This window comes from Lysobacter sp. 5GHs7-4 (assembly GCF_021284765.1).
In the GTDB taxonomy this organism is placed as follows: Bacteria; Pseudomonadota; Gammaproteobacteria; order Xanthomonadales; family Xanthomonadaceae; genus Lysobacter.
This window is the reverse complement of the sequence record NZ_CP089924.1, coordinates 1,598,031-1,610,991: the sequence shown is the minus strand read 5'-3', so window position 1 is coordinate 1,610,991 and position 12,961 is coordinate 1,598,031. Positions and strand designations below refer to the sequence as shown.

The following is a 12,961-nucleotide window of genomic DNA, read 5'->3' as shown; positions in this document are numbered from 1 at the left end:
GCGATGCCCGGCCTCTTCGTTTGCGGCGTCGCGGGATTCGCGATCGCGGCTCACGCCGCTCCCACAGAAAGCATCCCGCTAAACCAGCACGAAAAAACGAAGGCCGGTCATCGACCGGCCTTCGTTCTGTTGCTTGCCGTGTCGCGCCTTACTTCGGCGCGACGTTCAACTCCTGCAGCAACTGCGGCGCCGGGTAGACCTCCTGCATGATCCAGCGCATGTAGCGCTGATCGACCGCGATCATGCGGGTCATGGTCGGGTCGAACACCCAGTTGGAGCTCACCGATTCCCAGTTGCCGTCGAAGGCCAGGCCGACCAGCTTGCCGCTGCCGTCCAGCACGGGCGAGCCGGAATTGCCGCCGGTGATGTCCAGGTTGGACAGGAAGTTCACCGGCACCGTGCCCAGGCGCTTGTCGGTCAGGCCGCCGTAGCGCTTGGCGGCGATCGCGTCGAGCAGGCTCTTGGGCGCGTCGAAGGGATCGGCGCCGGTGGCCTTGGCCGCGACTTCCTCCAGCTTGGTGAACGGCACCTGCTTGCTGCCGTCAGTCTTGGTGTAGCCCATGACGTTGCCGAAGGTGATGCGCAGCGAGGAGTTGGCGTCCGGGTACACGAACTGGCCCTTGCTCTTCTTGTAGTCGGCCACCGCCTGCAGGTAGATCGGGCGCGCGACCAGGGTATCGCCGGCGCGGGTCTTGCCCTCCTCCTCCAGCTTGAGCACGGTCGGCATGATCGCCACCGCCAACTGGATCGCCGGATCCTTGCTCTTGTCGAACGCGGCGCGGTCGGCCTGCATCAGGCTCATGCGCTGTTCGGTGCTGCCCAGCTTGGTCTTGGCCAGCTTGTCCAGCGCGCGCTTGACCGCCTTGTCGTCGGAACCGCCCAGCCACTTGTCCAGCGCGGCGATGCGCTGCGCGGCCGGCAGCTTGAGGTATTCGCCCAGCCAGTAGGCCTGCAGCTGGCGATCCATCTTCGGATCGTAGCGGCGCTCCATCTGCTTCATCGCGCCCTCGAACGAAGGCAGGTCGCGCTGCTGGTAACCCTGCTCGCGCGCGGGATCGGGCTTGGCGCGCTCGATCGACAGGCGGTACAGCTGCAAGGCGGCGCCGATCGCGCCGGTGTTGCGCAACTGACTGAAGACCAGGTCGCGCTCGCGGTTGGCGCGGGCCTGATCGCCGATCTGCACCAGGGTTTCGTGCGCGGCCAGCGCGGCCTCGCCCTTGGCGCCCTGCTTGCGCAGCCAGTCGAGTACCGCGGTGTCCTCGGCGTGCTTTTTCTCGCTGGCGCCGATGCGCTGGAAGCCGTCGAGCTGGCCGTCGTAGTTCTTCATCGCGTTCTGCCAGCCGCGCACGGTGCTGGCGTACTTAACCGCGATGTCGGGGTTCTTGGCGCCCTCGGCCTGGACCATCGCGACCAGTTTCTTGTAGTGGCCGCCGACGGTGGGATAGGTCCACTGCGCGGTGTTGTCGAAGTCCTCGGCCAGCGCGTAGCGGCTGGTCGAACCGGGGTAGCCGGCGACCATGACGAAGTCGCCCGCGCCCAGCGGCGCGGTGGCCATCTTCAGCCAATGCTTGGGCTGGTAGGGCACATTGTCGGCGGCGTAGGCGGCGGGCTTGCCGTCCTTGCCGACGTAGGCGCGGTAGAACGAGAAGTCGCCGGTGTGGCGCGGCCACATCCAGTTGTCGACTTCGCCGCCGTAGTTGCCGACGCTGCCGGGCGGCGCGTAGACCAGGCGCACGTCCTTGATTTCGAGGTTGCGGAACAGGCGGTAGACGTTGCCGCCGGAGAAGCTGTAGAGGCGGCAGCGGAAGCCGGCGTCGGCCTCGCAAGCGGCGACCAGGCGCTTTTCGACGTCTTCCAATGCGCGCGTGCGCGCCAGCGCGTCGGGCGCGGCGGCAATCGCGGCTTTCACTTCGGCGGTCACGTCCTGGATCGAGTCCAGCGCATAGATGCGCGCGTTCGGGCCGGCGGAGACTTCCTGGCCCGGCGTGGCGGCGTTGAAGCCGTCGCGCATCAGGTTCTTCTCGGGCGTGGAGTTGAGCTGGATCGCGCCGTAAGCGCAATGGTGATTGGTCACCACCAGCCCCTTGGGCGAAACGAAGCTGGCGGTGCAGCCGCCCAGCGAGACCACCGCGCCCATCGGGTCGCCGGTGAGGTCGGCCAGCTGCTTGGCGTTCAACTTCAAACCGGCCTTCTTCAGCGGGCCGGCGATCTCCGGCAACTGCTGCGGCACCCACATGCCCTCGCCCGCGTGCGCGAGGCCAGCCCCGATCGCGAACGTCCCCGTCATCGCCATGGCCGCAGCCAACGCCGTGTAACGCATGCAACTCTCCTTACGGTAATCGACCGGCGAGTCTAGCCCGCCGGGGTGGAAGCCTGGGTATGACGAAAGTCCTGGCCGGGCTGTTCAGGTGGGGCTGGGGAGTGGGGATTCGGGCGCATCGGCGCATGGCGCTGAAGTCACTGGATTCCCGCCTTCGCGGGAATGACGGTTTGGCGAGGACGTCCCCTCTCCTCCCGTCGCCGCTCCGGGCGCTTATTCCGCCGGCAAACTCATCTCCTTCAGCAGATGCGGCGCCGGATACACCTTCGCCAGCAGCCAGCGCAGGTAGCGCATGTCGACGTGGATGGCGCGCTTGTAGCGCGGGTCGAACATCCAGCTGGCGCTGACCGCTTCCCAGTTGCTGTCGAAGTTCAGGCCGATCAACTTGCCGTGCGCGTCCAGCACCGGCGAGCCGGAATTTCCGCCGGTGGTGTCCAGATTGGTCAGGAAATCGACGGTCTGGGTCTTGAGTTCGGGATCGGCGGTGCTGCCGAAATCGCCCTTGGCGATCGCCTCGCGCAAGGTCTTGGGCGCGTCGAACGGCGCCGTGCCGGTGTGCTTCTCGACGATGCCCTGCACGGTGGTCAGCGGGCGGTAACGCACGCCGTCGCGCGGGTCCATGGCGCTGACCTTGCCGTAGCTCACGCGCAGGGTCGAGTTGGCGTCCGGATACACCGCGCGGCCTTGCGACTTGCGATAGCCGATCAGGGCGCGCATGTAGGCCGGACGCAGGCGCAGCAGTTCGCCTTCGCGGGTCTTGCTGTCCTGCTCCAGGCGCAGCAGCGCCGGCATCAGCGCGGCGGCGGCCTTGAGCAGGCTGTCGTTGGAAGCCTGCAGTTCGGCGGCCGGCGCGTTCATCAGGCGCAGGCGCTCGGCTTCGTCGCCCAGCTTGGTACCCGCGTACAACGTGTCGAGCCCGGCCTGCAGCCCGTCCGGGTCGCTACCCGGGAACACCGCGTCGAACTCGGCGATGCGCTCATCCTTGGGCAGGCCCTTGTACTGGATCAGCAGGTCGCGCAGCAGGCGCTTTTCGACTTCCGGGGCGTAGCGGCGCTGGACCTGCTTGAGTTGGCCGGCGATCAAGGTTTCGTCGCGCTGCTGGTAGCCCGACTCGCGCTGCGCGTCGGGCTTGGCGCGCTCGGCCGCCAGTCGCTGCAAAGTGATCGCGGCGCGCAGCAGCTGACTCTGGCTGCGGATCGCGGCCAGCAACTGGTCGCGCTCGGCGGTCTTGGCGGCCTCGTCGAGCACACGCTGGGCCGCGTCGATGTCGGCGCGGATCGCCTTGGCGTCGCGCTGCTTATCGAGCCAGGCCAGCATGGCGGCCTCGTCCTGGGCGCGCACGCGCACCGCGTCGCTGCGGCGCAGGCCGTCGAGCTCGCCCTGGGCGCGCTTGAGGGTGTTCTTGGCGCTCGCGACCTGCGCCGCGTACAGCACCTTGGCCGCCGCGTCGTTCTCGGTGGTGCGTTCGACCACACCGATCAGGCGGTCGAACAGCGCCACCCGCGACGGCAGCTGCCATTCGACCTGCTGCTTGAACTCCGAGGCCATGCGGTGGCGGAAGGTCACGCCCGGATAGCCGGCGAGCATGGCGTAATCGCCCTCGCGCAGCGCGTCGGTGCCGATCTGCAGATGGCCCGGCGGCTGGTAAGGCACGTTGTCGGGCGAATAGTCGGCCGGGTTGCCGTCCTTGCCCACGTAGGCGCGCAGCAGGGTGAAGTCGCCGCTGTGGCGCGGCCACATGAAGTTGTCGACTTCGTCGCCGTAATTGCCGATCGCGTCCGGCGGCGCGTAGACCAGGCGGATGTCGCGCAGCTCGAGCTGGCGGATCAGATAAAAGTCGGTGCCGTAATACATGTTGGCGACGCTGCAGCGGTAGCCGGGCTCGCGCTCGCACTCGGCCACCGCCGTCTTGGTGGCGGCGTCGACGGCGTCGTAGTAGGCGCGGCCGCGCTTGCCGCGCGCGCCGCCCAGGATGCGGTCGGTGATCTTGTCGAAGCCGGTGGTGACCAGCACGCGGTAATCGGGATTGGCCGGCAGTTCGGCGGCGCGGTCGGCGGCGATGTAGCCGTTGCCGATCAGGTCGCGGTCGGGCTTGGAGTTGTACTGGATCACGCCGAAGGCGACGTGGTGGTTGGTCAGCACCAGGCCGTCGGGCGAGACGAAGGCGCCGGTGGCGCCGCCGACCTTGACCACCGCGTTCATCGGCGGCTTGGCCAGCTCGGCCAGATCGCCGGGCTGGCCCTGGAAACCGGCCGCGCGCAGCTGGCCGGCGATGTCCGGCAGCTGCGAGGGCATCCACATGCCTTCGTCGGAGTGGGCGGTCGTGGCGCACAGGGCCAGGGACAGGGCTAACAGACGGGGGCGCATGGTCGGTCCGGATCGCAGGGAAGCGGCGACGATAGGCGAAGCGGACCGGACCGGGCAAACCCGGCGGGCGCCCGGCGCGGGTCCGGGGCGTATAATTTCGCTCTCTTTCCCGCGCCTATCGCGCGGCACTCGAAGGCAAGCACCCCATGACGCAAACGATGAAGGCATTGGTCAAGCGCGAGACTGGCAAGGGCATCTGGATGGAACAGGTGCCGGTGCCCGCGCCGGGTCCCAACGAGGTCCTGATCAAGCTCGAGAAGACCGCGATCTGCGGCACCGACCTGCACATCTACCTGTGGGACGAGTGGAGCCAGCGCACCATCAAGCCGGGCCTGGTGATCGGCCATGAGTTCGTCGGCCGCGTGGTCGAGCTGGGCGCCGGCGTCACCGGCTACAGCATCGGTCAGCGCGTCTCCGCCGAAGGCCACATCGTCTGCGGCCACTGCCGCAACTGCCGCGCCGGCCGCCAGCACCTGTGCCCCAACACCACCGGCATCGGCGTGAACCGCAACGGCGCCTTCGCCGAGTACATCGTGATGCCGGCCAGCAACCTGTGGCCGATCCCGGACCAGATCCCCAGCGAGCTGGCCGCGTTCTTCGACCCCTACGGCAACGCCGCGCACTGCGCGCTGGAATTCGACGTGGTCGGCGAGGACGTGCTGATCACCGGCGCCGGCCCGATCGGCATCATCGCCGCGGGCATCTGCAAGCACATCGGCGCGCGCAACGTGGTGGTCACCGACGTCAACGATTTCCGCCTCAAGCTGGCCGCCGACATGGGCGCCACGCGCGTGGTCAACGTGGCCAACCAGTCGCTGAAGGACGTGATGGCCGACCTGCACATGGAGGGCTTCGACGTGGGCCTGGAAATGAGCGGCAACCCGCGCGCGTTCAACGACATGCTCGACTGCATGTACCACGGCGGCAAGATCGCGATGCTCGGCATCATGCCCAAGGGCGCCGGCGCCGACTGGGACAAGATCATCTTCAAGGGCCTGACCCTGCACGGCATCTACGGCCGCAAGATGTACGAGACCTGGTACAAGATGACGCAGCTGGTGCTGTCAGGTTTCCCGCTGGGCAAGGTGCTCACCCACCAGCTGCCGATCGACGATTTCCAGAAGGGCTTCGACCTGATGGAAGCCGGCAAGGCGGGCAAGGTCGTCCTGAGCTGGAATTGAAGGCAGACGTGAGGGGCGATGAGTGAGTAGCGAGCGTAAGCCTCGCTTCCGCTTTCAGCTCGCCCCTCGCTGCTCTGCGCTCACTCCTTGCCCACGCCCTTACCTCAACGACGAGCCTCCCCCATGTCCCTGACCCAACGCTACGCCGACACCCTCGACGAGATCCGCGCCGCCGGGCTGTTCAAGTCCGAGCGCGTGATCACCAGCCCGCAATCGGCCGAGATCACGCTGGAAGACGGCCGCACGGTGCTGAACTTCTGCGCCAACAACTACCTGGGGCTGGCCGACCATCCGGACGTGATCCAGGCCGCCAAGGACGCGCTGGACACGCACGGCTTCGGCATGGCCTCGGTGCGCTTCATCTGCGGCACGCAGGACCTGCACAAGCAGCTGGAACAGACCATCGCCGATTTCTTCGGCACGCAGGACACCATCCTGTACGCAGCCTGCTTCGACGCCAACGGCGGTTTGTTCGAGCCGCTGCTGGACGAGCACGACGCGATCATCTCCGACGCGCTCAACCACGCCTCGATCATCGACGGCGTGCGCCTGTGCAAGGCCAAGCGCTTCCGCTACGCCAACTGCGACATGGCCGACCTGGAAAAGCAGTTGCAGGCCGCCGACGCAGCCGGCTGCAAGACCAAGCTGATCACCAGCGATGGCGTGTTCTCGATGGACGGCTTCATCGCCCCGCTCGACGAGATCGTCGCGCTGGCGCGCAAGTACAACGCGTTGGTCCACATCGACGAATGCCACGCCACCGGCTTCCTCGGCGCCAGCGGCCGCGGCTCGGCCGAGGTCAAGGGCGCGATGGACGGCATCGACATCTACACCGGCACCCTGGGCAAGGCCATGGGCGGTGCGCTGGGCGGCTTCACCACCGCGCGCAAGGAAGTGATCGAACTGCTGCGCCAGCGTTCGCGTCCCTACCTGTTCTCCAACTCGCTGCCGCCGCACGTGGTCGCGGCCGGCATCAAGGCCTTCCAGATGCTGTCGGCGGCCGGCGAGCTGCGCGAGCGCCTGGCCGAGAACACCGCCTACTTCCGCGAGCAGATGACCCAGGCCGGTTTCGACATCAAGCCGGGCGTGCATCCGATCGCGCCGGTGATGCTGTACGACGCGCCGCTGGCGCAGAAGTTCGCCGCGCGGCTGCTCGAAGAGGGCATCTACGCGATCGGCTTCTTCTTCCCGGTGGTGCCGCAGGGGCAGGCGCGCATCCGCACCCAGATGTCGGCCGCGCACACGCGCGAACACCTGGACCGCGCGATCGCCGCGTTCGTGAAGATCGGCCGCGAGTTGGGCGTGATCGCGGCCTGACACGACGCCGCACGACGTTCGAACGCGTAACGACGGGCCGCCACCGCGGCGGCCCGTCCGATCCGGCGCTTACTGCTGCGCCGCGATCATTTCCTGCTCGACCCGCAACATGCTCTGGGTCAGCATCAGCAGATCGACTTGCGCACGCGACAGATAGACCTGCGAGGTCGGCTGCTGCTGCAGCACGGTGTAGTCGATGTTCAACTGTTGCGAGTTCAGGCTGGCCAGTTCGGCCTGCATCACCGCGCGCTGCTGGGCCGGGCCGTTGGTGTACTGGCCGTTGTTGTAGCTGAGCTGGTTTTCCTGTTTCAGCTGGATCAGCGAAATCGTCAGCATCTGCGCGTTGACGTTGGCCACCGCGAACGCCTGGCGCGCTTCGGCGACGCGGCCGGCGCTGGCGTGCATCTGGCCGATCTGGTGCTGCAACTGGACCTGGGCGAAGTTCAACTTGGCCATCTGCAGGCGCTGGTTGGCGACGGCCGGATCGGCCGAGGCCAGCGGGGCCAATGCCAACATCAGCAGCATCAACAGGGTTTGCAGGGCGGACTTGGGGGTATGACGCATGAAGGCTCTCCATGAGATTGGGGGAAGCGCGCAACCGTGCGCGCGGTGAGACGCCGGCGCCGAATGTCCGGGGCCGGGTGTCGCATGAGTCGTCGATGCCGGCCAGATACGGATCGAACGATCCGGGCCGAAGGCCACCTCCTTGTGCGGATAGCGCGCCCCTCATGGACGCGGCCGGCGCGGCGGCGCGAGGACGCGACCGGTGCGGCGATGGCAGCCTAGCTCAAGCGCGAGGCGCGCGACCAGTGTCCAACGGCGCGAACGCAGGCGCGATCGCGCATGCGGCGATGCGTTGCGGACCGCCTCGCCGCGCTTTCGAAAGCGCAGCGAGGCCCGCTTCAGCCACGCGTGCAGACACGGTGCGCAGGCACACGCGTCGAAGACCCGCACCGGCGTGCGCGCCTGATCGGCGCTCTAGCGCGCTGCGCGGGCTTCGAACTCCGCGCGATCGTCAACGCTCGCGCGCGATGCGACGGCGCTGGTCTTCCTTGCGCACCGGCGCCGGCGCGCCCTTGGCCACGCGCACGCCCTTGGCCTTCATCCAGGCGTCGAACTCGTCGGCGGTCATGCGCTTGCCGTTCTGCTCCATGTTGAAGCGCCACGGCGTGTTGTCGTAACGCGTCTTGGGCTGGTACGCGGCGGCGGCACCGCCCTTGCGCGAGCGCTGGCCACGACGCGCGCTGAGCTGCGTGCACGCGCCCAAGGGCGAGGCCAGCGACGGCGACAGCGTTTCGGCGTTGTCGGATGCGTGAGCGAATGCGCCGGCGAAGGCATCGCGCGCAGCGCCGGCGGGACGCCGTGCCAAGCGTGGCGAGGACGCGGCCGGCTCCAGCAGCAATGCAACTTCGGCCTGCATGGCCGGCGTCTCGGCGCCGCCGCAGAGGGGCTCCTGCGCGCTCAGCGGCCCCGTGCACAGCAGCAGCGCGATAGCGGTCGCGATCGTACGCATAGCGGTCTCTCCCCAGGCTGATACTCGAAAGTCCGGGAGTCTAAGTGCGCGGATCGCAACTCAAAGATGCCAAAAAGTGCCGACCGGCACAATCTTGCATCCGCGCGGCCGGCGATGTCGCGAACGCGGCGCGCGCGCACGCGGCGATGTCGCCGGCGCGCACGCTTTTTTCGGGCAGTGGACGCGTCGGTTAAGCCTGCGCGGCACGGCGCTACCGCGATCGCGGCGATTTGCGCGTCAGCGTCTCAGCGCGCAAGCCGCGCGACTTCGGTTTCGCTGAGCATCCGCCATTGGCCTTTGCCCAGTTCGCCCAGCGCGAGTTCGCCGATCGCGACCCGCAGCAGGCGCAGCACGCCGATGTCGAACGCGCCCAGCAGACGGCGGATCTGACGGTTGCGGCCCTCGTCCAGCACGATCTCCAGCCAGGCGTTCTTCTCGCCGTGGCGCAGCAGGCGCGCGGACTTGGCGCGCAGGCGCTCGCCGTCCTCCAGCGCGCCCTCGACCAGCGCCGTCAGCGTGGCCGCATCGGGAATGCGGTCGATCTGCACGTGATAGGTCTTGTCCGGGCCGTGCTCGGGATCGGTGATGCGCGCCGCCCATTCGGGGTCGTTGCAGAACAGCAGCAAGCCTTCGCTGGCCTGGTCCAGGCGCCCCACCGGCGCCAGCCAGGGCAGCGGCGCGTCCTGCCAGCGGGCGCCGTCGAAGCAGCGGTAGACGGTGTCGCGGCCACGCTCGTCGCTCGCGGTGGTGACCAGGCCGCGCGGCTTGTTGAGCATCAGGTACAGGCGCGGCGCCTGGTCGATGTCGCGGCCGTCCACCGCGATGCGCTGGCGTCCTCGCGCGATCGGGAACTCGGGGTCGCGCACCACCCGGCCGTCGACGGCGACGCGGCCGGCGGCGATCCAGCGCGCGGCCTCGCTGCGCGAGCACAGTCCCTGCTTGGACAGCACGCGGGCGAGGCCATGGCGGGGAGTGGCGGTCATGAACGGGGCCGCGCGCGGGGCGCGGCCTGAGCGGAAGCGGGTTGGGGCAAAAGCGGGCCGCGCGAACGCGGGCTTACTTCTTCTTGCCCTTCTTCTCGTCCTTGGGCGCTTCGACCACCGGCGCCGGGGCCGGCGCAGGCGCGGCCGCGCCGGGTGCGCCCTTGGCCACGCGCACGCCCTTGGCCTTCATCCAGGCGCTGAACTCGTCGGCGGTCATGCGCTTGCCGCCCTGGCTCATGTCGAAGCGCCAGGGCGTGTTGTCGAACTGGGTCTTGGGCTTGTAGGCGGCCGGATCGTTGGAGGTCGGCATGCCGCCCGCGGCGGGCTTGGCGTTGGCGAGGTTGCAGCCGTCGATGCGCATGCGCAGCAGCACGCGGTCCACCGACAGGGATTCGTCCAGGGCCTGCGACAGCACGCCGGACGACGAGCCGAGTTGGTAGCTGGGCGCCACCAGTTCCGGCGCGATCGGCGCGATCACGGTCGGTTGCACCGGCAGCGCGGGCACGGTGAGCGAACCGCAGTTGCCGACTTCGGCTTGGGCGATCGTTGCGATCAACAGCAGCGGCGCTGCAGCTAGGACACGAAGCATGGCGAATCTCCTCCCGGTCTGGCCGTCGCGATGCCCCGACTGAGTCCGGACACGACCCGGGCAGTGTAGGCGCGGGGGGCGGATCGGACAACCGCGCAGCCGTGCGCGAGCGGCCGTTTCGCCGTTGCGATCACACTCCGCGCGGCCGACCCAAAAAAACGAAGCCCGGCACAGGGCCGGGCTTCGTGGTCTTGCGGGTTCCGAGGAACCGGCGGGCGTCCCTTAGTTCTGGGAGTTCAGCTCGGTGCGACGGTTGGTCTCGCTCTTGCAGCCCGGGAACGCCTGGCCCTTGTCTTCCAGCGGACGGCTCTCGCCGTAGCCGTTCGGACCGCCCAGACGCGACGTTTCCACGCCGTTGCTGGTCAGGTAGTCGTACACGGTCTGAGCGCGACGCTCGGACAGCTTCTGGTTGTAGGCGTCCTTACCGCACTGGTCGGTGTGACCGGCGACTTCGACGCGCAGCGACGGGTTGCGCTTCAGGATCTCGACGGCCTCGTTGAGGATGGCGGTCGAATCCGGACGCAGCGTGGCCTTGTCGAAGTCGAAGTTCACGCCCTTCAGGTCGATCGAGACCGGCACCGGGCAGCCGTCCGGACCGATGGTCTGGCCAGCCTGCGAACCGGGGCACTTGTCGTCGCAGTTGTTCACGCCGTCGCCGTCGTCGTCCTTGTCGGCGCAGTTCGGCGCGACTTCCGGAGCCGGCGGCGGCGGAGCGACGGTGGCTTCCGGACCCAGCGGGACGATGATGCCGACCGAAGCCAGCACGTCGCCGAACCAATCTTCGTCCGGCGCCGAGACGCTGGTGTCGTCGAAGTCGGCGCGGTACGCCAGCTCGGTGCGGATGCCGACGCGGCCCAGGTCGCCCTGGATACCCAGGCCCACCTTGGCGGCCAGGTTGCCGTCTTCACGGCGGCCCGGCGAGTTCGGCGACGGGAAGGCGTTGAACTCTTCCTCCGAACGCTGGTAGCCGATGCCCAGCAGGGCGTACGGGTTCCAGTTGCGGCCTTCGGTGATGAAGTGGCGACGGAAGTCCAGCGAAACGCCGTACTGGCTCCACGACAGGTCCTGATCGGCATCGATCTTCGGGTGCTGATAGTTCAGCTCGCCGTCGACCGACCAGGTCGGGCTGATGAACTTGCCGACGCCCAGGCCGAGGAACGGCGCATTACGGGTGCCGCGGTCGTTGTCCTGGACATTCATGCCGGCGGTGCCGGTGAGGTACCAGCGGTCGTCGAAATCCTGCGCGCTGGCCGCCTGGGCAAACGCCAAGCCCGCCAACAGTGCGGTGCTCAACAAACGGATCTTCATCTCTAACTCCTTCAGATCAGTAGGAACGGTTTGGTTCACGGCGGAGACGCGTGACAGGACTCGGTCCTGCGCGGACGGGGCCGGCAGGCGGTCTCTGGCGGGGCAGATCATACACTGTCAAGACGATTGTTAATACCACTTAACGTTATTTCTTAACAGCGGCACATAAATGCACGAAGCCCGGCACTAGGCCGGGCTTCGTGGTGTTGCGGGTTCCGAGGAACCGGCTGCGTCCTTAGTTCTGGACGTTCAGCTCGGTGCGACGGTTCTTCTCGCTCTTACAAGCCGGGAAGGCCTGACCCAGGTCTTCCAGCGGACGGCTCTCGCCGTAGCCGTTCGGACCCGACAGACGCGCGGCGTCGACGCCGTTGCTGGTCAGGTAGTCGTACGCGGCGCGGGCGCGACGCTCGGACAGGTTCTGGTTGTAAGCGTCCTTACCGCACTGGTCGGTGTGACCGGCGACTTCGACCTTCAGCTCCGGATAGCGCTTCAGGATCTCGGCGGCTTCGTTCAGGATCGTCACCGCGTCAGGACGCAGCGTGGCCTTGTCGAAGTCGAAGTTCACGCCCTTCAGGTCGATCGAGACCGGCACCGGGCAGCCGTCCGGACCGATGGTCTGGCCAGCCTGCGAACCGGGGCACTTGTCGTCGCAATTGTTCACGCCGTCGCCGTCGTCGTCCTGGTCGGCGCAGTTCGGCGCAACGACCGGAGCCGGAGCGACCGGAGCGGTGGCTTCCGGGCCCAGCGGGACGATGATGCCGACCGAAGCCAGCACGTCGCCGAACCAATCTTCGTCCGGCGCCGAGACGCTGGTGTCGTCGAAGTCGGCGCGGTACGCCAGCTCGGTGCGGATGCCGACGCGGCCCAGGTCGCCCTGGATACCCAGGCCCACCTTGGCGGCCAGGTTGCCGTCTTCACGACGGCCCGGCGAGTTCGGCGACGGGAAGGCGTTGAACTCTTCCTCCGAACGCTGGTAGCCGATGCCCAGCAGGGCGTACGGGTTCCAGTTGCGGCCTTCGGTGATGAAGTGACGACGGAAGTCCAGCGAAACGCCGTACTGGCTCCAGGACAGGTCCTGGTTGGCGTCGTTCTTCGGGTGCTGATAGTTCAGCTCGCCGTCGACCGACCAGGTCGGGCTGATGAACTTGCCGACGCCCAGGCCGAGGAACGGCGCGTTACGCGTGCCGCGATCGTTGTCCTGGACGTTCATGCCGGCCGAGCCGGTGAGGTACCAGCGGTCGTCGAAATCCTGCGCGCTGGCCGCCTGGGCCATGCTCAGGCCACCCAGCAGGGCGGCGCAGAGGAGTTTCTTATTCATTTGTTATAGCTCCTTGGTTCAGAAATATTGGAAACCGCGTCTGCGAGGTTCCTACCGTTCAGGAC

10 protein-coding genes are annotated in these 12,961 nt (G+C 67.8%); 2 read left to right on the top strand and 8 right to left on the bottom strand.

Features of this window, described 5'->3' with window-relative positions:
* Positions 1-148 precede the first annotated feature (148 nt).
* The gene (locus LVB77_RS07030) at positions 149-2,293 is read right to left on the bottom strand and encodes a S46 family peptidase (RefSeq protein WP_232910193.1); all 2,145 of its coding nucleotides are present in this window, start codon (positions 2,291-2,293) and stop codon (positions 149-151) included.
* A 240-nt stretch (positions 2,294-2,533) separates the two neighbouring features.
* Positions 2,534-4,687, bottom strand: coding sequence for a S46 family peptidase (locus LVB77_RS07025; RefSeq protein WP_232909439.1), 2,154 nt, complete (start codon positions 4,685-4,687; stop codon positions 2,534-2,536).
* A 146-nt stretch (positions 4,688-4,833) separates the two neighbouring features.
* Here LVB77_RS07025 and tdh point away from each other — a divergent pair, with 146 nt between their 5' ends.
* Both tdh and kbl read left to right on the top strand, forming a co-directional pair.
* Positions 4,834-5,868, top strand: a complete 1,035-nt coding sequence (gene tdh, locus LVB77_RS07020; RefSeq protein WP_232909438.1) for an L-threonine 3-dehydrogenase — start codon at positions 4,834-4,836, stop codon at positions 5,866-5,868.
* Positions 5,869-5,991: 123 nt separating this feature from the next.
* Positions 5,992-7,185 carry a glycine C-acetyltransferase gene (gene kbl, locus LVB77_RS07015; RefSeq protein ID WP_232909437.1) on the top strand — a complete coding sequence of 398 codons (1,194 nt, stop codon included), beginning with the start codon at positions 5,992-5,994 and terminating at the stop codon, positions 7,183-7,185.
* A 69-nt stretch (positions 7,186-7,254) separates the two neighbouring features.
* Here the strand turns inward: kbl and LVB77_RS07010 are convergent, their stop codons facing one another.
* The 6 genes from LVB77_RS07010 to LVB77_RS06985 form a co-directional block, all read right to left on the bottom strand.
* Entirely contained in the window at positions 7,255-7,749 is a 495-nt protein-coding gene (locus LVB77_RS07010) for a hypothetical protein (RefSeq protein ID WP_232909436.1), read from the bottom strand.
* Between the two features lie 451 nt (positions 7,750-8,200).
* A complete protein-coding gene (locus LVB77_RS21335) occupies positions 8,201-8,698 on the bottom strand; it encodes a hypothetical protein (RefSeq protein ID WP_343226243.1) in 498 nt (165 codons plus the stop codon).
* Positions 8,699-8,943: 245 nt separating this feature from the next.
* The gene (locus LVB77_RS07000; protein ID WP_232909435.1) at positions 8,944-9,681 is read right to left on the bottom strand and encodes a pseudouridine synthase; all 738 of its coding nucleotides are present in this window, start codon (positions 9,679-9,681) and stop codon (positions 8,944-8,946) included.
* Between the two features lie 73 nt (positions 9,682-9,754).
* Complete coding sequence (locus tag LVB77_RS06995; protein WP_232909434.1) at positions 9,755-10,270, bottom strand: hypothetical protein; 516 nt, start codon at positions 10,268-10,270, stop codon at positions 9,755-9,757.
* A 222-nt stretch (positions 10,271-10,492) separates the two neighbouring features.
* On the bottom strand, positions 10,493-11,578 hold the full coding sequence (locus tag LVB77_RS06990; RefSeq protein WP_232909433.1) for an OmpA family protein: 1,086 nt from the start codon (positions 11,576-11,578) through the stop codon (positions 10,493-10,495).
* A 235-nt stretch (positions 11,579-11,813) separates the two neighbouring features.
* A complete protein-coding gene (locus LVB77_RS06985; RefSeq protein ID WP_232909432.1) occupies positions 11,814-12,896 on the bottom strand; it encodes an OmpA family protein in 1,083 nt (360 codons plus the stop codon).
* Between the last annotated feature and the right edge of the window lie 65 nt (positions 12,897-12,961).